At 40.5% G+C, this 23,965-nt stretch carries 23 protein-coding genes; 8 read left to right on the top strand and 15 right to left on the bottom strand.

What is annotated here, in order from left to right:
- Nucleotides 1-8 precede the first annotated feature (8 nt).
- Nucleotides 9-671 (bottom strand): uracil-DNA glycosylase, encoded by a 663-nt coding sequence (gene ung / locus LVD17_RS18580; RefSeq protein ID WP_233760510.1) that lies wholly within the window; start codon nt 669-671, stop codon nt 9-11.
- Between the two features lie 188 nt (nt 672-859).
- Between ung and apaG the strand changes: the two genes are divergently transcribed.
- Both apaG and LVD17_RS18570 read left to right on the top strand, forming a co-directional pair.
- A complete protein-coding gene (apaG, locus tag LVD17_RS18575; protein ID WP_233760509.1) occupies nt 860-1,246 on the top strand; it encodes a Co2+/Mg2+ efflux facilitator ApaG/CorD in 387 nt (128 codons plus the stop codon).
- Between the two features lies 1 nt (nt 1,247).
- On the top strand, nt 1,248-2,033 hold the full coding sequence (locus LVD17_RS18570; protein ID WP_233760508.1) for an O-methyltransferase: 786 nt from the start codon (nt 1,248-1,250) through the stop codon (nt 2,031-2,033).
- On the opposite strand, the gene LVD17_RS18565 is transcribed toward LVD17_RS18570, so the two are convergent.
- On the bottom strand, nt 2,030-2,182 hold the full coding sequence (locus tag LVD17_RS18565) for a YqaE/Pmp3 family membrane protein (protein WP_233767973.1): 153 nt from the start codon (nt 2,180-2,182) through the stop codon (nt 2,030-2,032). The two genes, LVD17_RS18570 and LVD17_RS18565, sit on opposite strands and share 4 nt — an antisense overlap.
- A gap of 211 nt (nt 2,183-2,393) precedes the next feature.
- Here LVD17_RS18565 and LVD17_RS18560 point away from each other — a divergent pair, with 211 nt between their 5' ends.
- Nucleotides 2,394-3,605, top strand: a complete 1,212-nt coding sequence (locus LVD17_RS18560; protein WP_233760507.1) for a hypothetical protein — start codon at nt 2,394-2,396, stop codon at nt 3,603-3,605.
- Here LVD17_RS18560 and LVD17_RS18555 read toward each other — a convergent pair.
- Nucleotides 3,595-4,020, bottom strand: a complete 426-nt coding sequence (locus tag LVD17_RS18555; RefSeq protein ID WP_233760506.1) for a response regulator — start codon at nt 4,018-4,020, stop codon at nt 3,595-3,597. The genes LVD17_RS18560 and LVD17_RS18555 overlap by 11 nt on opposite strands.
- Before the next feature lie 153 nt (nt 4,021-4,173).
- On the opposite strand from LVD17_RS18555, the gene LVD17_RS18550 reads away from it, so the two are divergent.
- Both LVD17_RS18550 and LVD17_RS18545 read left to right on the top strand, forming a co-directional pair.
- On the top strand, nt 4,174-4,965 hold the full coding sequence (locus LVD17_RS18550; protein ID WP_233760505.1) for an XRE family transcriptional regulator: 792 nt from the start codon (nt 4,174-4,176) through the stop codon (nt 4,963-4,965).
- Nucleotides 4,966-5,104: 139 nt separating this feature from the next.
- Complete coding sequence (locus LVD17_RS18545; RefSeq protein WP_233760504.1) at nt 5,105-5,353, top strand: DUF7218 family protein; 249 nt, start codon at nt 5,105-5,107, stop codon at nt 5,351-5,353.
- A 12-nt stretch (nt 5,354-5,365) separates the two neighbouring features.
- Here the strand turns inward: LVD17_RS18545 and LVD17_RS18540 are convergent, their stop codons facing one another.
- The 9 genes from LVD17_RS18540 to LVD17_RS18500 form a co-directional block, all read right to left on the bottom strand.
- Nucleotides 5,366-5,836 (bottom strand): MgtC/SapB family protein, encoded by a 471-nt coding sequence (locus tag LVD17_RS18540; RefSeq protein WP_233760503.1) that lies wholly within the window; start codon nt 5,834-5,836, stop codon nt 5,366-5,368.
- 3 nt (nt 5,837-5,839) lie between these two features.
- Nucleotides 5,840-6,664, bottom strand: a complete 825-nt coding sequence (locus LVD17_RS18535; protein WP_233760502.1) for a phosphatase PAP2 family protein — start codon at nt 6,662-6,664, stop codon at nt 5,840-5,842.
- Between the two features lie 142 nt (nt 6,665-6,806).
- Entirely contained in the window at nt 6,807-7,568 is a 762-nt protein-coding gene (locus LVD17_RS18530; protein ID WP_233760501.1) for a phosphatase PAP2 family protein, read from the bottom strand.
- Entirely contained in the window at nt 7,565-8,932 is a 1,368-nt protein-coding gene (locus tag LVD17_RS18525; protein WP_233760500.1) for an NAD-dependent succinate-semialdehyde dehydrogenase, read from the bottom strand. The genes LVD17_RS18530 and LVD17_RS18525 overlap by 4 nt, the downstream gene beginning before the upstream one ends.
- Before the next feature lie 35 nt (nt 8,933-8,967).
- A complete protein-coding gene (locus LVD17_RS18520) occupies nt 8,968-10,428 on the bottom strand; it encodes a hybrid sensor histidine kinase/response regulator (protein WP_233760499.1) in 1,461 nt (486 codons plus the stop codon).
- Nucleotides 10,429-10,431: 3 nt separating this feature from the next.
- Nucleotides 10,432-10,896 carry a response regulator gene (locus LVD17_RS18515; RefSeq protein ID WP_233760498.1) on the bottom strand — a complete coding sequence of 155 codons (465 nt, stop codon included), beginning with the start codon at nt 10,894-10,896 and terminating at the stop codon, nt 10,432-10,434.
- Nucleotides 10,889-13,975 carry an ATP-binding protein gene (locus LVD17_RS18510; protein ID WP_233760497.1) on the bottom strand — a complete coding sequence of 1,029 codons (3,087 nt, stop codon included), beginning with the start codon at nt 13,973-13,975 and terminating at the stop codon, nt 10,889-10,891. Before LVD17_RS18510 ends, LVD17_RS18515 begins: the two co-directional genes overlap by 8 nt.
- 174 nt (nt 13,976-14,149) lie before the next feature.
- Complete coding sequence (locus LVD17_RS18505; protein ID WP_233760496.1) at nt 14,150-15,538, bottom strand: sigma-54-dependent transcriptional regulator; 1,389 nt, start codon at nt 15,536-15,538, stop codon at nt 14,150-14,152.
- Between the two features lie 36 nt (nt 15,539-15,574).
- Complete coding sequence (locus LVD17_RS18500) at nt 15,575-15,946, bottom strand: response regulator (RefSeq protein ID WP_233760495.1); 372 nt, start codon at nt 15,944-15,946, stop codon at nt 15,575-15,577.
- Between the two features lie 422 nt (nt 15,947-16,368).
- On the opposite strand from LVD17_RS18500, the gene LVD17_RS18495 reads away from it, so the two are divergent.
- Nucleotides 16,369-16,521 carry a lmo0937 family membrane protein gene (locus LVD17_RS18495; protein WP_233760494.1) on the top strand — a complete coding sequence of 51 codons (153 nt, stop codon included), beginning with the start codon at nt 16,369-16,371 and terminating at the stop codon, nt 16,519-16,521.
- 25 nt (nt 16,522-16,546) lie between these two features.
- A complete protein-coding gene (locus LVD17_RS18490) occupies nt 16,547-17,032 on the top strand; it encodes a GIY-YIG nuclease family protein (protein ID WP_233760493.1) in 486 nt (161 codons plus the stop codon).
- Nucleotides 17,033-17,035: 3 nt separating this feature from the next.
- Here LVD17_RS18490 and LVD17_RS18485 read toward each other — a convergent pair whose 3' ends face one another.
- Nucleotides 17,036-18,088, bottom strand: coding sequence for an endonuclease/exonuclease/phosphatase family protein (locus LVD17_RS18485; RefSeq protein WP_233760492.1), 1,053 nt, complete (start codon nt 18,086-18,088; stop codon nt 17,036-17,038).
- A 123-nt stretch (nt 18,089-18,211) separates the two neighbouring features.
- Between LVD17_RS18485 and LVD17_RS18480 the strand changes: the two genes are divergently transcribed.
- A complete protein-coding gene (locus tag LVD17_RS18480) occupies nt 18,212-19,834 on the top strand; it encodes an AsmA family protein (protein ID WP_233760491.1) in 1,623 nt (540 codons plus the stop codon).
- 151 nt (nt 19,835-19,985) lie between these two features.
- Here LVD17_RS18480 and LVD17_RS18475 read toward each other — a convergent pair whose 3' ends face one another.
- Nucleotides 19,986-20,153, bottom strand: coding sequence for a hypothetical protein (locus LVD17_RS18475; protein ID WP_233760490.1), 168 nt, complete (start codon nt 20,151-20,153; stop codon nt 19,986-19,988).
- A 33-nt stretch (nt 20,154-20,186) separates the two neighbouring features.
- Nucleotides 20,187-23,918, bottom strand: coding sequence for a ShlB/FhaC/HecB family hemolysin secretion/activation protein (locus tag LVD17_RS18470; protein WP_233760489.1), 3,732 nt, complete (start codon nt 23,916-23,918; stop codon nt 20,187-20,189).
- Nucleotides 23,919-23,965: the final 47 nt, after the last annotated feature.

Raw genomic sequence — 23,965 nt, 5'->3', positions numbered from 1 at the left:
CCCCCTACTTACCAGTCTATTTCGGTTTTGCCAATCTTCCTTAAATATTCGTTAGTTTTGCTAAAGTGCTTGCAGCCAAAAAAACCGCGGTCTGCAGCAAATGGAGACGGATGGGCACATTTAAGTACATAATGTTTATTTTCATCTATAACTACTCCTTTCTTTTGTGCATATGAACCCCACAACAAGAAAACCAGTCCTTCCTTTTCATCAGATAGCTTTTTAATTACTGAATCGGTAAACTCTTCCCACCCTTTATTTTGATGCGACCCTGCCGTATTTGCTCTAACGGTCAACGTAGCATTTAGCAATAAAACTCCTTGATTCGCCCATCTTTCAAGATTTCCGGACTCAGGAATTTCCTTACCAAGATCATTTTTAATTTCCTTGAAAATATTGAGTAGTGAAGGCGGCTTTCTAATACCGTCTCTAACAGAGAAACAAAGACCATTCGCCTGACCGGGACCATGATAAGGGTCCTGCCCTATGATAACCACCTTTACCGCTTCAAAATCACAATGATCAAATGCATTGAAAATCTCCTTTCCCGGAGGATAAACAGTATGCGTCTTATACTCATTTCTCACAAAATTGACCAGGTTATGGAAATACTCTTTATTGAATTCATTTTCAAGGTGTTGTTTCCAGGAAGAGGCAATTTTTACATCCATATTTTTTCAATAACTTTTTTTTGATTTTTAAATTTAAAACTTCTTATATTTCATATCCGTTTTTATAAAGAGAAATACGCTAAAACTTTTAAAACGAGCTATGGTATTGTGCAGGATGGAAAGAGTTTGCAGCAAATTCCATGTGGCAATAATTGACCCTGTTTTACTCACATGTAAAAAAAACGATTATGGTAACTGAAATAACAAAAGGCATTAAGGTAAGTGTAGAAACCGAATATCAGCCGGCCTATTCAAGCCCAAGTCAGTACCATTATGTATTTACCTATAAGGTTACCATTGAAAATCAAAGTGAAAATACGATCCAATTACTAAGACGACATTGGCATATACATGATGCTGGCTTTTTATCCAGAGAAGTAGAAGGCGAAGGTGTTGTAGGTCAGCAACCTATTTTAGAACCTAACCAGTATCATCAGTATGTTTCCGGGTGCAACCTAAAATCAGGTCTTGGTAAGATGCTAGGCACTTATCTTATGGAAAGAATAGTTGATGGCCACCGGTTTGAAGTAACTATTCCCGAATTTAACATGGTAGCCCCGTTCAAACTGAATTAAATTGTCAAAACTTCACCAACTCACCAGCTACGTAAAGTACTGGCTGAATGCAGTAGACAAACATTCTCTACAGGCACCTTATATTTATGAGCTTTATACCTCGGTATTAAAGGCCAGTGATAAAAACAATCATTTTGAAGCCTTAGAAATGCTGAGAAACCAATATAAAAGCAGCAACCAAACCATACCGGTAATTGATTTTGGCGCGGGCTCTAAGGTTTCCAACGACCATACCAGAAAAATCAGTGATATAGCTACAAAGGGTTTAACCAGCAACAAGTACTCTGAAATGTTATACCGGCTGTGCAGGTTTCTTGAGGCTAAAAATATTCTGGAACTTGGAACATCGCTGGGTGTAAATACTTTGTATTTGGCTACAAGTAATAAAAATGCTATAGTTTCAACTTTTGAAGGATCACCATCGCTATGCAAAATTGCGACTAATACCTTTCACCAGTTTGGTGCAAAAAACGCACGAATTATTGAAGGCAACATAGACGATAACCTGCAGTCATTTATAGAAAGTTCATTGCCAATAGATGTTGCCTTTGTGGATGCCAATCATCGTTATGCTCCCACGATATCTTATTTCGATATCATGCTTACAAAAATTCATGATCAGTCGTGTTTTATTTTTGATGATATCCATTGGTCAAAGGAAATGGAGCAGGCGTGGTATGAGATACGCTCCCATTACCGGGTAAGCCTCAGCATTGACCTTTATCAGATGGGTCTGGTATTTTTTAAACCAGACTTACGAAAACAACACTACATTTTACAGTTTTAAGTTGTTTTCGACTGAACCCAGAACCCATGAATTACTCCGGGTAACCATCCCAAAAGAGTTAGTAACAGATTAATAAGGAATTCACTCGACGCAATCCCATATCTAATAGCCACTGCCAAAGGCGGCAGTAGTAAAGTTAGTATTACCATTAATATTGACATAATTCTTCTTTTTGAAAGAATAAAGCTGAAAATACCTTGCCGAAAACATTGGAATGCTTCCATGCATAAAATTTTAATAAGATGTGGAATTATCCCCTCAATGTTCGCTTTTAATTCCGCAGGTTATAACTAAATTTCATATGTCACAGCGTTGATCAACCAGTGGCATTATTATGGCCTGTTTAATTATGAAATAAACATGATAATCAAAATATTACGTACGAGCTTACTTATATTGGTTGTGACCCTTGCTGCAGCTTTTCTATTGCCTAATCTATTTAATGACCGGGAGAAAAAAGCTTTTTCAGATGAATATAGGCTGTATAGCGCAAAACAATTATATAATGTCAGACATTTAGGAGACTCTGCAACCGTGTTGCTCTCCGATTTCTACAATCGCGGTGCAATAGCTACTCGAATTTTAGGTGACCACTACAGAACTCAGTGGGCAACACCTGTTAATCTACCCGTTTTTGAAATGGATACTATAATGGGAGGTTTAACCTTTGAAGAAGTTGGCGGGGGACAACAAACGTTCAGCGTTAAATTGAAAAATGAAAGTGAAAGAACCTATACCTTAAGATCAGTTAACAAGGATCAGTCAAGAGCTTTACCTGTATTTTTACAGTATTCTTTTTTGCGACCATTATTCAGAGATCAGGCCTCAGCCCTTAACCCTTTTGGAGCATTGGTAACCGAACGGTTCGAAAAAGCACTAGATATTTTGCATACTTCGCCAACAATGTATTTCATACCTTATGATAGTACGATGACAGAAGTTATTCAGGCACAATTGTCTGGAAGGGTAATGATACTGGAAGAAGAACCTGACAAATCATGGACAGATAGTTATAATTTTAACCATCCGGATGACATAATTTCTACGAAGGAGGTATTAACCGGAGCTATGAATAAGAGTTTGGTAATAGACTCACTCGAATACCTCAAGGCTCGTTTGCTTGATTTTACTATCAGTGACTGGGACAGGCACGGGGGCCAGTATGAATGGGCCGTTTATCATTCAGAAACTTTGCCTATCGCACGTCCTATTGTGATGGACAGAGACATGGCTTTCTTTAAATTTGATGACGGGTTATTAAACCAGGTTGCCCTGGCCATCAATAATAAGTTTCAGTCTTTCAATGCTCAGTATGACGATATATCCGGGCTGATCCGAAACTCAAAGGATATTGACCGGTATATCCTCAGAAACGTATCGTTAGATCAGTTTATCAGCCAGGCAGAACATGTGCAAAATGTATTAAGCGACTCTGTAATTGATAACGCATTCAGAGTGTATCCTGAGTCAGTGTATCGCCAACTCGGAGAAAAGCATGTCCGTATTTTAAAAGAAAGAAGGGCAAAGCTGGATAGCGCGTCGGTCATATTCCACACACTGATTAACCATTAACGTTTACTATAGCGGCCTTTTCCCACCAGTACGCCTTAACCGCAGCTATTATTTCCAGCATGTCGCTGTATTTCGAAGGTTTTGTAAAATAGGTATTTACTCCGTTTTTATAAGAAGTTCTAATGTCCTCTTCTGAGCTTGAAGTTGAAAAAACAATGATAGGAATATGTTTAAGCTTTTCATCCTGCTTAATTTCCTTCAACGCCTGCCGCCCATCCTTCTTGGGCATATTCAAGTCGAGAAACACCATGGCTGGCTGATTAGCTTTGTCTTTAAGCCGATCCATTAATTCCTCTCCATCGGAAACAAAAATCAACTTTTCGCTAGGTATGTTATTCTCATTTAAAGCATCCTCAATTAAAAGTCTATCATCGGAATCATCTTCCGCAATAATTATTGAAGTTATTTTTAGCATATTTTTTTATTCAATGAGTATTTGCCTAACTTTTTGATAGCTTTATAAGGGATCTGGTATTCTTTCAAACGAAAGACAAGTCAGTGTGAATGTATCTAATACGGAACAATATCACAAGACTAATATCATAATGTTTTATAAGCCTATTAATAAATGAAGAAGAAAGGAACAAAATTTGAGCCCCGGAGAATAACTATGCTAAGAGAACTCTTGCAGTTATCTCAGGTAAAATTCGCAGAAAAAATAAGAATTTCTCAAGGTGCCCTTTCTCAAATAGAAAGTGGAAAATCTCAAATATCACTAGACACTTTACGCAATTTAAGTAATGAACTCAACGTAAATTGCAATTGGATAGTTAATGGTGTAGGAGAAATTTTTTACGATGAAAAACGTCAATCCAATAAAGTTGATACTCAAAAGGTTTTTATTGACGTAAGATCCGATGATCTTTCGGTGATTCCATTAGTGAGGGAGGAAGCCCACGCAGGATATATAGAAGGTTTTGAAAACCCTGAGTATATAAAGACGCTAAAAGTTTACCAAATTCCCGGTTTTGAGAACGGAAGTTACCGGCTTTTCGAGATTGAGGGCGAAAGTATGATCCCAACGGTTTACCCCCGGGAAATAGTAATCTGTGAATATAGCGAAAACAAAGAGTCTGTAGAAAATGGTACTTTGTGTGTGGTTATTACAAAAGATGGCATTGTAGCAAAAAGGGTATACTACTATGAAAATGACAAAAAGCTTTTAATTCTTAAAAGTGACAACAGCCGCTTCAAGACCTATAGCCTGGAAAGTAGTAAAATACTAGAACTTTGGAAAATTAAAGGCAAAATCACTTCCGTATTCATAGAATCAGGATTGGTGGATGCCAAAAGAATGGAGAAGCTTGAAAATGACCTTGAAATGCTAAAGAAAGAAGTAAAGAAGCTTTCTGATAAATAAAATACATTTTCTTCTACGGAGTTATAGCAGTCTTTCCACATCCTTATAAAGGGTGCTCTTCATTAATAATGATCTGATTGACTTTTTTCGTTTTGGTATGGTTCTTTCAGCCTTTATGATGTATCAAACATCTAATATTATGGCTAAGAATCACGGATCATCAATAAAGAATGATGAAAAATATGAGGTACTTCGAGACGAAGGTATAAGTAAAGAAAAAGCTGCCCGAATAGCAAATAGTAAAAAGCCCGGAAAAAAGGGGGGACAATCCAGTAAATACGAAGCCCGGTCTAAGGAAGACCTTTATGAGAAAGCCAAAGAAGTAGGGATTGAAGGCAGATCCAAAATGTCAAAAAATGAGTTAATCGAGGCGCTCCGAAATCACTAGTTTAATCATGAGCTACCTTTCCATACTATCGGAAAAATAACGTGTGACTTCTTTTACGACATAATTGATAACAATAACCAAAAAAGTGGCGCCAATGGCGAGCACGTACTGCTTCAGTGCAGCACTTGCTCCAATAGCACAACTAAAAAGCAAGGTAGCGGCAGTGGTAAGCCCGATAACACGCTCTTTATGCTCTGCTTTAATTATGGTTCCGGCACCGATAAAGCTCACTCCAACCACGATAGCCTCCAGTACCCTGATAGGATCAGTGCGGATAATTTCAGACGGGTTATACTCATTAATGAAATTTACCAGTGGCACCGTAATCGCCACAATCATACAGGTTGCTCCACCAACGATCATATTGGTGCGCATTCCTGCCGGTTTGTGAGCACTTTCCCTTTCAAACCCAATAATTGCTGTTAGCACTGTGGCTATAATTACATCCAGCAGAATATACAAATCGTCTCTGAACTCTTCCATAAATTAAAATTTATACGTGACGCTAAGGCCATGAGCATTACCTGTAAAGAAATTCCATGACAAATTCTTATCATGATTTACATCTCTTACTTTATGTAGTTGAGGGATCAACACACCGTTTATAGCTCCCAGGGGAACCCCTATCATTAAATCGGTAAGAAAATGTTTGCCTGCCTTGAAACGTAGATAAGCATTGCCCAAAGTGGCAACGGTAGCTGCCGAATACAAAAGCACATGCATTCCTTTGCGTTCAGGATAATAATCTGAAAATACTTTTGCCGCAAAAAAGGTTGATGTAGCGGTAAGTGACGGATGCCCTCCAAAAAATGAATTCTTTGCGCCTCCTGAAGTTCGTTCCGACATGGGAGCATCTTCTGAATATACCAAAGGCCGAAACTTATCAACATTGGCAGCCGTCATGGTATACATTGTACCAGTTAGCCCCAGTGCCTCGATGTACATAATACTGATTCGGCCTGCATCCCGGCGAATGTTATCGTCTAGCAGTAATAAAAAAGGTAGAGGAAATGAACCGTAAAAGAAGATATCGCTGTCTTTATTGGCCTGCTCCGAATAGCGAGGCTGATGTTTTCGGTTAAGCTCAATTACATCATCTTCAAGTACCAGATTCACTACAGTGGATGAATCAGCACCAGATTTTTGTTCAATTTTGTAGAATCCATATGCTGTTATGCCGGCACCGATGAGACCCAGAGCGATCTCTAGTTCTTCGTTGACTTCATAAGGAGACTCTGCGACTCTGGGTTGTGACTGAACTGGAAGATTTATAAATAGTATAAGTAAAAATGATATATATGTTTTAGACATTATTAACTGTTATTTAATATTAAATATTGTTACAGGTTTAAAAATCGTACCTTTAACATCTTTAATTATAAATCACTGAAAATCAGCATATTAATATCAAAATAACAATGAGTTCTTGTGGAATTGTGGGGATATATCTACACTATCTGATCAGCAAAACGACAGCGGCACCATATGACTTTGAAGAGATTGCCGGAGTTATAAAAGCCCGGACCTGTCCTTTTTTCTTCTTGTTTCCATCTTTGTATTGATGGGTAATATAGGCAACGTTTGTCGACAGAATACCTATGGCCGCCCCTACCATCACATCGGAAAGCCAATGTTTATTATTAAGCATGCGATAAAAACCAGTGGCTGTTGCCACAGTATAGGCACCGATTGAGTACCATGGACTCCTGTGCCCAAGTTCTTTATGCATAAAGGTAGCACCAATAAAAGCCTGTACCGTATGCAATGAAGGAAATGACGCAGAGCTACTCTCATCAGGCCTTCGTACCTTAGTAATCCCTTTGAGTGGAAACGCCAGCCCAAAACCCATTATATTAGCTTTCAAAAATATCAGAGTTTTGTGCTTAAAACTATTCTTACTTTTAACACCAAAAAAATCAAGTGCATAAACTGCCGCAGGGGGGCCGTATCTCATATAGTCATCAAGGGTGGAACTGAAATCAGGAAACTCATAGGCAAGACCACGCTGTACTTTAAATCTGTTAACAGGTGCCCCCTCATTCGATGCCGCCAGGCCCAGACCGGTGAGCACAATGGGTATTCCTGCTACTTTAACCAAGTTCGTCTGATGCCATTTTTTCTTTGGCACGGCAAGAGAATCTGAAGTTTGGGCATGGGTTATTGATTGAGCGCTGATAAGGATAACAAGTACAAGATTGGCTACTTGTCTTGTCATTTAATATAAACCGTTTTTATATTAACAAATTCTCTGATCCCGAAAACGCCTAATTCGCGACCGTACCCGCTTTCCTTAATCCCTCCAAATGGTAAGCGAGGATCTGATTTAACAAAAGAATTAACAAAACAGCTACCTGCTTCCAGTTCATATTCTGCGATATGTTTACCCTTCTGCTCATTTCGGGTAAAAACGGCAGCTCCAAGACCGAAGCTGGTATCATTGGCTATTCTTATTGCATCTCGTTCATCCAGGGCTTCTATGATGGCGGCTACCGGACCGAACAGCTCATTATCATATGCGGGCATACCCGGTTTTACATCTGTAAGCACAGTAGCAGGATAGAAAGCTCCTTTACCTTTAGGAACTTCACCTCCTAAAAGGCACTTTGCGCCAGCATCCATACTTTGCCGAACTTGTTCGTGTAAGTCATCTCTAAGGTCTGCTCTGGCCATAGGTCCAAGGTCAGTTTGATTATCTGAGGGGTCTCCCAGTACTTTAGACTTCATTTTTTCCACCATCATACTTTCAAACTGCGCTTTGAGTTCTTTAACTACTATAAATCTCTTGGCAGCAATACAACTCTGACCAGTATTTATTAATCGGCTTGTAACACATGCCTCTACAGTGGCCTCCAGGTCAGCATCAGCCAAAACCACGTACGGATCGCTGCCTCCAAGCTCTAATACTGTCTTTTTTAGCAATTCACCGGCTCTCGCAGCTACTGCCTGCCCGGCCGGGGTACTACCCGTCAGGGTAACCGCCCTTATCTTTTCATGACCGATAATATCATTTACTTTGTCGGATCCTACAAGCAGTGTGGTAAACAGGTGTTCCGGAAAGCCCGCCCTTTTAAAGATTTCTTCGATAGCTTTGCCGCAACCGGGTACATTAGAGGCATGCTTGAGTACCCCTGCATTGCCGGCCATCAGTGCAGGAGCAGCAAAACGCAGTACCTGCCAGAAGGGAAAGTTCCAGGGCATTATAGCCAGCACTACCCCAATGGGCTGATATGAAATAAAGCTCTTTGAAGCATCAGTTTCAACTTCTTCAATCTGAAGAAATCTCTCAGCATTATTGGCGTAATATTCGCATACCCATGCACACTTTTCTGCCTCAGCAATACCTGATTTGGTGACCTTGCCCATTTCCGCTGTCATGAGCTGCCCCCACTTTTCTTTTTCCTCCCTAAGAATACGTGCTGCATTGAGCATATATCGGGAGCGTTCGTTAAATGTGGTATTGCGCCACTGCTGCCATACCTGGTGGGTTTTATCAACAGCTTCGAAAGCCTCATTTACTGATAGCTCTTCATAGTTTCTGATCTTTTCACCGGTTGCCGGATTAATTACTTCAGTACTCATGTCAAAATCCTGTTAGTGTCCAACAATTAGTCCTTCTATGTCTGCGAAAAATGTTTCAGGAAACTGATCTTAAAGGCAGTGCCTTTTCCCAGCTCACTTTCCACATTTATACGCGCATGGTGGCTGTTGATTATATTTTGAGTAGATGTCAGCCCAAGGCCCATACCCCCTTTCTTACCGGTAAAGAATGGATCAAATAGTTTTTTGATTTCTTCCCGGGGAATGCCTTTGCCATTATCAGCAATGCAAACCATGACGGTCTCTCCATTGGAATTAGTTTCTACATTTAATATGCCCTCTCCCTCCTTCATCGCTTCAATAGCATTAATGATGATATTGAGAAAAGCTGTTTTTAATTGTTCTCTATCCAAAGATACAAGCGGAAGGTCCTCCTCAAAGTTCTTTATAAGCTTTATTCCTCTGAGTTTTATTCTGTCATTAGTCATCTCGAGAGTCTCATTGAGCACATCATTAATATTTCTCACCTCCGGATTAAGCTGCTTGGGTTTCGATGACTTAAGCATTTCTGTAATTAGCTGTTCGATACGGTCTGCGTTTCTCCGAATAATATCAAAATATAATGCAGTGTCATCCTCATCCACCACCTCATCCCTCAACTGCTCAAGGGCTAAATTAAGATTAGTCAGCGGGTTGCGGACTTCATGAGCCATACTCCTGGCAATTTGCCCGGTCATGGTCAGCTTTTCTGCCATTAAAAGTTCTTCCTCGGCTCTCTTCCTCATTGTCAGATCATGGATAATGCCCTGGTAGCCATAGATATTGCCAAGGTTGTCATTTAATGCTATACCATTGATAAGACAGGTGATATTAGCACCGTCCTTCTTTACCATATGAACTTCCAGATCTTTCAGGTGCCCTTCCTTTGTAAGCCTGCTATGGTAGTAGGTATACTGATCTTCACTTTGAAAGATATCCTTCATATTCATTTTTAGGAATTCGTTCTTGGTATAACCCAGCAACCTCATCATGCTGTCATTAACATCAAGAAACAGGTATTCCTTATTGATCATGTAAATAGCATCAACTGACCTCTCGAAAAGTGACCTGTATTTTTCCTCTTTGGCATTCAGTTCTTTTATAGAGTTGCTGTGGTTAATTGCATATCTGATACTGCGACCAAGCATACTGGCATCAATTTCTGTTTTTATCAGGTAGTCAGAAGCGCCCAGCTTCATGGCCTGATAATCTATTTCCCTGTCACCCTTACCTGTAAGGAGTATTAATGGGGTATCGCAGTCTCTCTTACGGACATGTCTTATAAAATCAAGGCCATTTTTTTCTCCAAGCCGGTAGTCGACAAGGCAAATGTTGTATTGCTGTGTACAAACAGTATCAAGTGCCTTGTTAAAATCGGCCTCCCAGTCCAGGCTAAAAGTAGTACTACCATTTAACTCCGATAGGTAATCCTTTACAATAACAAAGTCATCTTCGTCATCATCAATCAAAAACACCTTGATACTTTTTTGTTTCACCATGTCTTAATTGTTTTTATCTCCTTTTGGCAACTCTACTATTCCGAACCAATAATCACCAATGCGCCGGGTAACGTCTACCAGCTCCTCAAAAGTAACAGGCTTGGAAATAAAGGAGTTAACCCCCAGGTCATAACTCCTGACAATATCTTGTTCGGCCTTAGATGTAGTAAGTACAACAACTGGTATTCGCTTTAGTTCAGCATCACTTTTAATATGCCTGAGTGCCTCCCTGCCGTCCATTTTTGGCATATTGAGATCCAGAAGTATCAGTCCCGGCTTTGGAGCATTATTTTCATTGTATTTGCCTCTTTTATACAAATAATCAAGAAGTTCTTCGCCATCTTCAACAAAATGCAGATCATTGGCCAGTCGATTTTCCGAGAGCGCATCCTGTGCCAGCATCCTGTCATCCGGGTCGTCGTCGGCCATAAGAATTGTGATCGTCTTTGCTATGTTTTGATTACCCATGATTGTTGTTGTTTATTGGTAGTATAATTGTAAATGTCGCCCCTATTCCCTCTTCACCTTTAGCTATTATTAAACCTTTATGGTTTTGTACTACTTTCTGGCTGATGGCAAGACCTATACCTGTGCCTTTAAACTCACTTCTGCCATGCAGCCGCTCAAAGATATTGAATATGCGTTCTGCATATTTGGGATTGAAACCAATCCCATTATCTTTAATGTTGATTTCGACAAAATGTTTTACCGGGCTTGAATTAAAATCAAACCTCTGATTTAGACTGGAGCCCTTTACCTTTTTCGCCGTTATGGTAATGAGCGGTTTTCTGTTCTCAGGCGTAAATTTTATAGCATTGCTGATCAGGTTTTGAAACAATTGTCTCAATTGCATTTTGTCACCATCTATTTGTGGCAGTTTACCAACTTTAATCTCCGCATTCCTGTCGCGAATTCTGACTTCGAGATCACTAAATACTTCATTGAGAATGGCATTGAGTTCTATTTTAACAAATGGCTTTATGTTTCGGGCCACTCGCGAATACTTGAGCAGGTCATCTATAAGCGACTGCATTCTTTCCGCTGCCCCCTGCATACGCGAGATGTAGTCACGACCTCTCTCATCAAGAGCTTCGGTATATTTGGTCACCAGCCGGTCTCCAAATGCCCGGATCTTCCTTAAGGGCTCCTGCAGATCGTGTGAAGCCACATAAGCAAACTGTTCCAGGTTCTCGTTGGATTTTTTCAGCTCTTCATTTTTAAGCAGGATGTTGTGCTCAAATTCCTTTTGTCGGGTAATATCCTGAACTGTACCATAAAAGCTCTCTACCTGGCCGTTTGCATCAATCTTTGGTGTTGCTAAAGCGCTGTGGGTTCTTACATCGCCATTTTCTAATTGCACCCTAAACTCTACGTGGTAAGCTGTTTTATTCTTTACAGCTTCGCTCAGCTCCCTTTCCACCCGTTCTTTGTCCTCATCATAAAGGAACTGATAAAAGGTGTCATAAGTCGGGGTCAGTTCCTCCGGAGTAGTATTATGCAGCTCATACACCCCTCTAGACCACTTTACTTTATTATGCTGAAGGTTCCACTCCCAGCTCCCCATTTTAGCCATTGACTCGGCGGCGGCAAGGATGATATTGTTTTTTTCAATCTCATCCTGGGTCTTTTTCCTTATCAATAAAGCACCAAGAGAAGAGGATATCTGGGTGATAGCACTAATAATCTCCTGGATCTCTTTCATTGGCTTTTTGGAAAAAAAGACTGAAACAAGTACGAGCTCACTATTAAAAATTACAGGGATACCAAAGGCCGAGACCAAATTAAGCTCTGTAGCCTGCTGTTTCCTGATCAGTCGTTTGTCGGAAACCTGGTTAATATCAGCTATATATTCCAACTCATGAGTTCTCATAACATAAGCGGGGAAACCCTGCTCGCCGTTTATCCTCATAGAGCTGGAGTACTCATGGAGTAATGCAAGCTCAGGGTCTCTGGCGTAAAAAATGTCTGACATATATAACTCGGTATCATCCGGCAACCATATTTCACTATAGTCCAGATCAAATCGCTCGGCTATTTGCTGAAAAATCCTGTTTACAGCTTCGTCAAAGGAATTGGAGTTGGCGATGATCAGATTTAGTTTCAGGGTAAAGGAGCGTTCCGCTTCTGCTTTTTTCAGTTCTGAAAGATCTCTGCCCTCCAGTATGATCATTTCTATTTCACCGTCGTCATTTTTGATTGGTTTAAGAGAAAAATCTACTGTGAGCATCTCATGGGCGTTACCGGCTATCTCCATCTCATATCTTACAAATTCGCCCCCGGATGCTCTTTTTACTGCATTTTTTAATAGCTGCGAAGACTCAGGCGACTGTTTCCAGAGGGGGGCTTCCCATAGATATTCATCAATTATGGACTCCTTTGGCGTTTTGCTGAAAGCCAGGGCAGTCTGGTTGGCATCGAGCCAACGGCCTGCGTGGTCGAGTAGCCCTATAAACTGGAATGTCTGATTAAATATGGCTTCAAATTTCCGCTGGTTCTCTCTTATGAGTTCTGCATCTCTTTTTCTTTCGGTTATGTCGGTACTGGTGGTCACACATCCGTCTTCAAGTTTTACCGCCGAAATATCAAACCATGAGTTATATCCATCCTCCCCATAAAATACCTCCTGCTTTTTCGTCTTCCCGGTTTCCACCACATCAATATACATTTTCAGAAGACCTGTATTTTTTACACCTGGATAGGACTCCAGCAGTCTTCTATTCTTACTACCTTTGTCAGCACTTCTGTTGGACAGTACAATCTCAAAATCAAAGATTTCCTGCTGATCATTTCTTAAGGCTTTAAGAAACATTATTGCGCTTGCCGAGTTATCAAGTACTTTCTGCAGCGACTCCTGAACAAGCACTTTTTTATTGACCTCTTCACTAAGCTGCATTAAGTTTCTTTCCAATTCTGTTTCCGTAACAATCCTGGTTTTTAGCGATTTATATACCTGGGAAAACAGATATGCAACAGCTATAATGGCAAATACCAGGCTCAGAAAAATGAGTAACGGCACTATATCACTTGAGTAATTCTGTTGTGAAGTTCTTTCCCTTAGCAGTTTCCACTCATGATCTTCCATCCTGTCTACAAGAGCACGCAAAGCAGCCATATTCTTGTGCCCGCTGTAAAGAAGGCTGTCACCAAATTCATTAAAGTCTTCTTTCTTGTCCCTCCTTATAATCTCTTCAATAATAGCGTACTGCCTGTTTACAAGTTTGTTTAACGAGTCGACTCTTGGTTTTTGAATGTCATCAAGTATCAGGCTGTCTATCATACTAACTTTTGAGAGCGCCATCCATTTGCTGTTATAGTAAGGCGTAAGGTAAGTCGAATCCTGCGTAAGATGGTACCCTCGCTGGGCATTTTCACCATCCTTTACATAGGAAATAACCTTCTCCAGCTCTCTTAGCGCAATATTGGTATGGTTAACCCACTGGGCATTTTTCATGAACTGGTTAAGGTTTCTGTATGCCAGATACGAAAGGGCAAAAAGGATAACTATAATGATCCCAAAAATAATTCTTAAGGATTTTATTGAAGTCATTTGCGGACCGGTTGCGTAAACTTTCTACGAGTGTGGAATTTATTCCACATACTATAAAAAATAATTACTGTTAAGGTGTTAAACTCAGGTTAAGCAGTTGATTAAAAAAAATGAAGTTGCCCAAAGTACTTTCTTCAAATTGGGGTGGCTCTTCATAAGGCATACCGCTATAAATTATATATTAATATCATATGCTTTCAATTTGTTATAGAGAGTTTTACGGTCTATATTCAATACTTCTGCTGCTTTGGTTTTGTTATAGCCAGTTTTTTCGAGCACACTTATAATTGCACTTCGCTCGGCGTTTTCAGACACTGACTTCAGGTTGGTAAAGTCAGCCGCCTGGGCATCATTTGAAATAAGTGCTGAGGAGAGGTAATCCGGAGAGATAATCTCAGAAGGAAGACACTCTAAACTAACACTATCGCCCTGGCATAGCAACACTGAACGCTTCACAACATTTTGCAGTTCGCGCAGATTGCCATGCCAGTAATAGTTACGAAGCTTTTCTTCTACATCACTCTCAAACCTCTCTACGTTTTTATTTAGCTGGCCATTGGCCAACTGCAAGAAATGCTCGGCAAATATCAGAATATCCGTTTTCCGTTCTCTGAGAGGTGAGAGTTCTATTTTGAATTCATTCAGCCGATGGTATAGATCCTCTCTAAACTTGCCATTTCGTACAGTTTCCTTCAGATCCTCATTGGTGGCAGCTATTACACGTACATCAATATCAATATCCTTTATTCCCCCCAATCTTTTAATTTTTCTTTCCTGGAGTACACGTAGCAGTTTAATTTGATTTTCATAAGTAAGATTTCCAATCTCGTCAAGGAACAAGGTGCCTCCATTGGCCAATTCAAAGCTTCCCTGTTTATCAGCCAAAGCCCCTGTAAAAGCTCCTTTCATATGGCCGAAAAGCTCACTACCGGCTAACTCCTTGGGCAAAGCACCGCAATCTATAGCTATAAAGGGTTGGTCCTTACGCTGACTCTTGTTATGGATTGCATTGGCAACAAACTCCTTTCCTGTACCTGTCTCTCCGGTAATGATCACCGACATATCAGTCGGAGCAATGAGGTCAATGTGCTTTTGAACGATCTCAGCCTGGCTGCTTCTGCCTGAAACATACTTCTTGGATTGCGCCTTGGACCTTCCTCTGCTATTGCTTGTATTTGTCTGTGCTACCTGCTTTTGTTCCTTCTGTTGTTTTATGGCATCCTTTACTGTCACCAGTATTTCATCAGGGTACAGCGGCTTCGTTACATAGTCATAAGCTCCGTGTTTTAAAGTCTGAACAGCTATACGCACATCAGAATAGCCGGTAATAATTATTACGGCCGTATCGGGATTTATAATCTTTATTTTCCTCAGGAGGCTTACCCCGTCTTCATCAGGCAGCCTATAGTCGCTTATCACCAGGTCAAAAGTCACCTTTTTAAGCAACCTGATGGCCTCCTCACCAGTATTTACATATTCTACTTCATAGTTATTCTTCGTCAGGAATTTATTCAATAGCAGGCAAATATCATTGTCATCGTCAATTATTAGTATTTTCTCCATCGGATCTTTATTGTATCTGAATCTTTAATTATTTAATCAGGAAGAATGTGGTATATGCAACTCCTCCAGGGCATTTACTATCATTTTTTTATTAAAGGGCTTAGGAATAAAAAAATGGGCGCCCTCTGACACAGCTCGTTGTCTTTCAACACTGCCGTCATAAGCGCTGATGATTATTACCTTGGAATTAGGATTAGCCGTCTTCACTTTGGGTATTAGGTGGAAACCAAGACCATCGGGTAAGTTAAGGTCAAGGAATACAATATCGTATTCTCTTTTACCTATTTTCTCGATTCCTTCTGAAACACTATGCGCATATTCTGCTCCAAAACCCATTTTCCGCAACATACCAGATAATAATAAACATATTTCTACTTCATCATCTACCACCAGTATCTGTTCCTTCATCTAGTTGTTAATTGTTAAATTAGATGTTTTTATTTTTTCTCTAGGTATACGATCATCCAGCTTCACTCTTTCAAAAAACAGCTTTGAGAGGATATAAACTGTACCCGTAAAAACTACAAATGCCATCAAAATAGCCACTATCAATTTTAATATTATCATAGATCACCTCTTATTGCATCTCTCCCCTTGGAGAGAAAAATCTATACCAATATTATAAAATGTATTTTATGGCTCCTGGGACACATATGCTTATTTAATAATACAAAATTTATTCAAAAAACGGGGAATATATTCCACAGTTGAGAGGATCATTATTCTCAAAGACAGCGGCACGGAGCCACTTTCAAGTTCTTCCTGCGGTAATATAGGCAATGGCACAACCTTTTCTATAGAACCCTTATAAATCAAAACCTGATAATACAATGAGCGACATATTATATATTCTGGCAGTTATTCTGATCATAGGTTGGCTGCTGGGTGCATTCGTTTTTAGCCTGGGATCACTCATCCATATCCTTCTCATTTTCGCTGTTATAGCTATACTTTTCCGATTAATAAGAGGACGCAGATTATAGACATGCTATGATAACTACAACTACCATGAACCACTTTGAGCATACTTTTGAAGAGTATACGCAAGACTACCTGCCTAAAAAGCTGGAGATTTTCAAATCATTAATAGGAAAAGCCTTTAGGGTTAAAGATCTCTTCGGCAAGGGGCAGGGAGAAAAAAGTATAATCAAGAAACTGGGCAGGCTATCAGATTTTAAGGGTGTTTATGCATTCATAGATGAGGGGGAAGTTATCTATGTCGGGACTTCTGAAAAAGTCATCAACAGACTGAGTTACCATGTAAAGGGATACACCAAATACCAGGCTCACCTTGCCTGGGAGCTGGCAAAGGAGTATGACCTATATCTAAACAAGAAAAATAAAACTCCCAATCTCGACAAAGCTAAAAGTATGATCTTGAATATGAGGGTGCTGTTTATGGAGGTGGCGTCACCGGTAGAACGCCACCTGCTAGAAATTTACAGTTGCATGCATTTTGATTGCAAGTTCAACTTTTTCGAGACACACAGGTGAGCACTACAAAGCAGCCCTGATCTTCTCGTTGGCTTCCTCTATATCTTCTTCATCTACGGGCTCTACCATGGGCTCTTCCTTCCTGCCTTCTCTGATATATATCAGTTCTATAAACATCGGAAAATGATCGGAGCCTATATCGGGTAACCGCTTAATATCGGCCAGACCAAATTCTGAACTATGAAAAATATGATCAAGGGGCCACCTGAAAATTGGGTATCCGGCATGAAATGTATTGAAAAAACCTCTCCCCTTTCGTGGATCAAGCATTCGGCTTATTCGCTGAAACATCCGTGTACTGTGAGACCACGCCACATCATTTAAATCCCCCGCTACTATAACAGGGGTCTTTACATGTTGTATTTCCTTAGCAACAAGGTAAAGCTCTGCATCGCGTTCTGTGGAAGTATCGTTTTCCGTAGGGCTCGGTGGCTTCGGATGCAGCGCATAAAGCCTGGTAACTTTTCCATTACGCAATTGGATATGTGTATGGATCGAAGGGACATCAGACTCTACCAGAAATTTGACTTCCGGGTTTATAAGCTCAAGCTTGGAGTAAAGCAAGATGCCGTACGTGTTGTCAAGAGGGTATTTTACATTATATTTAAACAGTCCTTCAATTTCTCTCATGGCTTTTTCCCAGCCATGGTCAGTCTCCACCATAAGCAGCAGGTCAGGGTTACGATCTTTAATAAGTTCCAGACACTTACCATAATCGCGATTATACATGTATACATTGGCTATCATAAAGCTAAGCTGATCTTCATCTGATGCGCCGTGTATTTTCCGTGACTCTGTACGAGCTAAAAATGTATACGGAAATATGATAACACTCTGGTACACCAATATAGCCAACAGCATAGCCAGCAGGATGTCCCTGGTTAGTACACTCAAATCCCAACTGAATAAAAGGCCGATAAATGCTATGAAACCTATTACTACAAGTTGAACCTGGGGAAAATCGAAAAACCGAATCCACCATGCATCTTTTTTAACCAATTTAATCAGAGAAGCTAAAACTGTTACAATGGCAAGGGCTGTGAAAATTGTCTCCAAAACTTATTCTTTTTCTGTGTAATACTATCTACAGTTTTAATAACATAATTGTATTAGCTACTGTTATTCAGTTTTTTAAATTGGCATGAATTTTACCTTAAATAATTCAAAACAGATAAAGCGTTGCTGAACAAAAAATTTATAATTATATCAGGCACCATCTTGTTAGTCATACTGGCCCTTGGTACCTTTCTTTTATTTGAATATGCCAATCCATGGATAGAAGAAAAGCTTGCAAAGCAACTTGACTCACTAAAAAACAGCTCACTAAACCTTACATACAAAGATCTGGATGTTAATATTCTTTCTGGTCATGCCTCACTGGACAGCGTTTCGATTACTTCAGTCGAAGGAAAGAACCATTACACCTTCAGCTTTGGTCAGTTAAGTATAAGCGGGCTGGGTGTAGTATCTTATTTGCTCAACAATCAGATCAAGGTAGGAAGTATTAAATTGAGCAGCCCTCACCTGGTTTTCACAAGAGTGCTGGATGCCGATAGTTTAAATCGGCAGGAGACTTCTGCCCCCCCCGATCTGCCAGACTTGGTGATCAAGTCCTTTGAAACCGATAATGGTACTTTTATCATCCGCAATAAAAAAGGTGATAGCAGTAATCAACTTGTATCGGGTAAATTTGAACTGGATGTTGAAAACATCGAAGCTGACTCTGCCACAAGCCATGAGTTTAAGTATGTGGACATCGGCGAGCTCGGCTTCAGGTTGTCTGACATCAACATTACCTTCCCTGACAGCCTCTATCTCACAACCATTAAAAAGGTGAATTTCAACCTGAACAACAGAAGTATTGAAATAGACTCTACCACAATTAAAAGCAGGCATGAAAAATACAAATTATCTCATGTTGTTAATCATGAAATTGACTGGCTGGACCTTTATAACCCAACAATAAAAATCAGTGGTATCAGTATAGACCAACTATTGAATAATGGTGCGTATTATACCGAAAAGATTACAATTGAAGGCTTCAATGCACTGGTATTCCGTGACAAAAGGCTGCCCTTTCCTCAGAAGCCGGATACGGAGCTCCTGCATCAGTTCATAGCCAAACTCAAGCCTAAAATAGCCATAGATACCATCCAGTTAAAACGGGGAAATATTGAATACCAGGAATTCGTAAAGCAGGGTGTCGGACCGGGCAAGGTAACTTTTGAAGAGCTATATGCCTCATTTTATAACTTCACCAATGTTGATTCTATACAAAAGAAAAGCAAGTACACTGCTTATATGGATGCCCGGTCAAACGTGATGGGAAAAACATTGCTTCAGGCTTCCTTTACCTTTCCTTTGACAGATAACCACCAGCAGTATACGGTTTCAGGAAGTATGAAGGGTGTGGAACTGGAAGCCTTTAACCCTATGCTTGAAGATGTGGCCTTTGTCAAAATTCAGCAGGGCCATATGAACGATCTGGACTTTAGCTTTAAGTATAATCAGGAAGAATCCAACGGCACTATGAAATTCGCTTATGAAGGCCTGAAAATAAATACGCTTGACAAAGAATCAAACCAAAGTAAAGGGCTCGGCGAAAATATTAAGTCATTTATAGCCAACACTTTTGTAGTGAAAACCAACAATGTTAAGGATGGCAACTTCAGGGTAGGAAGTATTCAATTTAAGAGGGATAAAAAGAAGTCCATATTCAATTACTGGTGGAAGTCACTGCTTACGGGGTTCAGGTCGAGCACAGGCATTAAAGCACCGGAAGAAACCATTGACATGAACTAGTAAAACAAATAACTGCTCACTTCTTTAAACCACCGTTTGTTTTACAGGAATGTCTGACAGGGGAGGCGCAGGTCGCTTGATACCTGCCCCTACAACTCTGCCTGCACGTTTATCTTTATGATAATAGCGAGTCCTTATGGTGATAGCGAGATCACTTTCCTTCCAATTCCTCCTCTTTTATACTTTTGATCTTGTGCGATGGTTTACGTCCGGCCTGCTTGTCCCGCTTGCGCCTGATCAGATACATTACTCCAAATACAACCAACACCGGGATTACAAAATATATGAGTACAATTGATATAATTTCTGAAAACTCCATAATTAAACTTTTTAATAACACGCTGCTTATTAGTTAGAAAAGAAAACCGGCCCTGAAAGTCAGCAGCTGATCCTCTTCAGAAATACCGTAAGAACCTGACAGTAAAAATATCTCGAAAAAGTGCAGATATATGCCCGGCCCGAATGATCGGTGCATGTCAGATGAGCTTTGCCCTTCGCCCCATACTCTGCCCTGATCAAAAAAACCAAACACACCAAGGTCGCCATTCAGCAGGTTATTCCTGACATTAAATAGCTTGAATCGCACCTCATTGTTATTGTAAAAACTACTTTTCCCTGCAAATCGGGTACGGCGATACCCTCTGAGGTTATCCTGGTTCCCAATAAAGTTGGATTGATAGAAATAAAAATCTCCGACATTGGTGGCCGCTCCTATACGACTGGCGAAAGTTACCTGAACGGGCAGATTAGGTGTAAAGTATAGTGCAAGATCAGTATTTAAATTCATAAATGATGCTTCTCCATTGTCTATTTCATTGTAAAAGTTAACCTCGTTTCTCCAAACTACTCCTTTTCGAGGATTAACAGGAAAGTCTACCAATGACAGGTGAGAGTAAAGCTTAGCTCCTATAAATTGTACACTGTTGGTGTTTACCATACTTTGTGCCGGCATTTCTCCCAAAAAGCTATCTTCCTTTTCGTTGACATCTGTATATTCAAAATATGGTCCCACTCCAATTTGGAAGGCACCTGAAACCCTTCTTACCACTGCAGCATTGACCTTCAGTGAATTCATCCTGATACGATAATAGTCTATATGCCTGGTATTTTCTGTTTCATTACCCTGACCGAAATAATTGAAAACGTACTGAGGGCCTTTAAGGTCCAGATCCAGGTTAAGGTCCCATGAAGGGCCAAGTATGGAGTAAAACCAGCCGTCGTACCTAAAGTTGAAGGCATTGGTTTGCATGGCATAGTTAGCTATTAACACGTGCCCGGTCTGCAACGGGTGGCGGCGGAAACCGTGGCGTTCGATCTTAATTCCCCCACCCAGGTATAAGCCATCGTCCACATTATATTCGAAATTTAACCGGGGCCCGATGTAGTCATATTCAAATGAGTTTCTGTTATAAGCATTAATACTCTCCTTTTCAGAAGTAAATATCCTCGTTTCAGGGCCGGGAGTCATATTAGGCCTGTTATCATCATTATCATAAAACAAGGTTTTGCGGGCACTTCCCCTTACGTAGGAGCTATCAATAAATATATCTTCCTTCTCATCGCCACCAATTACACGTATAGTGATCCCATCATCCACTTTCCCTGAAATAACAAACCTATCGAATCCATCACGTCCATATAATCTGATTTCATCAGTCTCATCGGTAAAAAACACTCTGTCAAAAAGCTTTTCTGTTATATTGCCTTCCTTTTTCGTTTTAAACACCTGCACGCGGGTTTCTGCGTCATTCAGTCTCTGCACTTCAAAATATTCATGCTTATCGCTTCCCACAATGTCTACCTCTTCAGCCAGAAACTTATAATAGTGATGTGCGTACTTTATGAAATCATTTCTTCTCGCCTTCAGTTTGGCTGCTATTTCAGGGCCCGAAATATGATAAACTTCCTCGGGTAAATCTTTTACGGCCTCATCAATCACCTCATCTGTCAGTTCTTCCATGACCTGCCTGGCTATATCCAGCCATTCCTCCTGGGACAGCCCATTGAGCAACCGCCGGTCCAGATTACGGGCCGAGAAATTAAGGCCTCTGATATCTGAGATGTCATAATCAAAGCTACTGAAGTTTCTGAATGCCCACTTCCTGCTAAGCAACCAGGGAATAAAGCCGTCATACAATGAAAATACCTGGTCACGATCACGGGGTACCGGCCTGAAAACTGAGCCTTTGTCAGGTTTTTCATATTCAGCCCACCGCCACTGGTCATCATGCCGGTCCCAGTCACCTATGAGCATATCAAAAAACCGTGACTTCAAATACATTTCTTCGTCCACCTCATTATCGTTATCATCTTCGAGGTGATCAAACAATGTTTCGGTACTTACAATGTTCTGCGAATAACCGAATCGCTTATAACCACTCAGGTCTTCATCGGGCCTTATTTCCATTAACCCCATTCTACCGCCAAAATCATCGATATATGGCCCCAGGTATGGAGTAAAGGGTGTATAGTAAAGCTCGGGTTTTGTATAGTAGATACCCAGCGCTTCTGACATTTTTGGTACAACCAATGCCCCATAAGGATGAGATGTAGTAGTTTGATCCTTGACAAAATCATTGACCCAGGTATCTTTAAATATATCAGGAATGGCACCTGCAGGAAATTTATCTATGGAGCGCAAAGTGTATTGTACACTATCGTCGTCAATAAACCTGATAGAAATAGTTTGTTTACCTCCGCCTTTCATTACTGGTTTTAACCCTCCCCGATAGTTTTTAAGGTCGATGTAAGGCACTTCAATGGGTGTGGTCCATTCCTTGCGATAATGGCTTCCCAAAAAAATCGAACCGAACTTTCCAATCTTATATTTTTTATTGGCAGCCATTACTCTGACGCTGTCCGAGTAGTCTGGCACTTCTTCAGCATCTGCTACAGCAGTCTCCTTTGGACTTAAAGCGTAAAGAGCATTTCTGAATGCCAGCTTTCCTTCGGGGTTTTCATTATCTACAATATAATATTCAACCCATGCTTCCCCGTTTTTGTAATAGACCAACCGGGCAAAACCAGCCTTCTGATGTACATATGTTGCTCCAAAACCACGTGCCGCAAAGTTGAGCTTTGCCCCCGAACCACTTACAATATGATGCATCAGCCCCTCCTTCCTGAGCTGTAGATTATGATCATGACCGGCGGCATACACAGTATTGCTCCTCTGCTCTATGATTGATAAAACTGCTTTTTTATACTGCTGAAACTCAGCATTGGGAATATCCTGGGGAGTAACTCCCGCCTTTCTCAACAAAGGGTATAAAGAGCCTATTACCGGCAGCGGAATGTACAGGTTATCACGAACCAGCCTGAGCGGAAAAATATTATCCAGAAGGTTATAATGGCCTCCATGGTTTCCGTTACTAAATATGGGATGGTGAGCTGCAATCAATACATGACGTCCATCATTGTTCCTCACCATATCCTCCAGTTGAATAACAAAGTCCAGTTTATCCTCAACGCTACAGCCATTTTCCGGTGCATGGGGCTTGTCATACTTGTGTATCCACCATTCCGTATCAATGACAATGATGGTGAGGGCATCATTTACACGGACTTCTACGGGTCCCGGGCAACCATTATCAGGAAGAAAAGTGTTACCTCTGTTTAAATATTCCTCTACAAAATCCTCCTGCCTCATAACCTGCGCCAGCCCGCCTTCGCTACTATAATTCCAGTCGTGATTTCCAGGAACAAAAATAACATTGCCAGTGTATCCTTCAGCTACATCCATCTGCATCCTGATTATCCTTTCTTTTTCTTCGCGGTCATCATCGCTTTCTTCCGGCAATCCCCTGAGGTAAATATTGTCGCCCAGGAATACTAACGAACTATTGTTCTCAGCCTCCTCCATTATCTTACTTCTAAGCACATCCAGCACCTTTCCGGTTTCAAGCTCTCCGCCATCACCATACAGGTACACACTGTGTATAATTTCTGATTCGGGTGTATTATGTGCTTTCCAATCACGATAATCTCGTGCTATATAGGGTTTAATGGTGTTGCACCCGGCCAAAACAAAAAAAAATAAAATGTATGGGATTAATACGCTTTGTCTCCTCTGATTTTCAGACATATCAGTTCTTTATATTTTTTCATTTAGCTTGCAAATACCATGAAAAA

The organism is Fulvivirga ulvae (assembly GCF_021389975.1).
GTDB lineage: Bacteria > Bacteroidota > Bacteroidia > Cytophagales > Cyclobacteriaceae > Fulvivirga > Fulvivirga ulvae.
The sequence above is the reverse complement of the archived record's forward strand: the minus strand, read 5'-3'. Positions and strand labels throughout refer to the sequence as shown.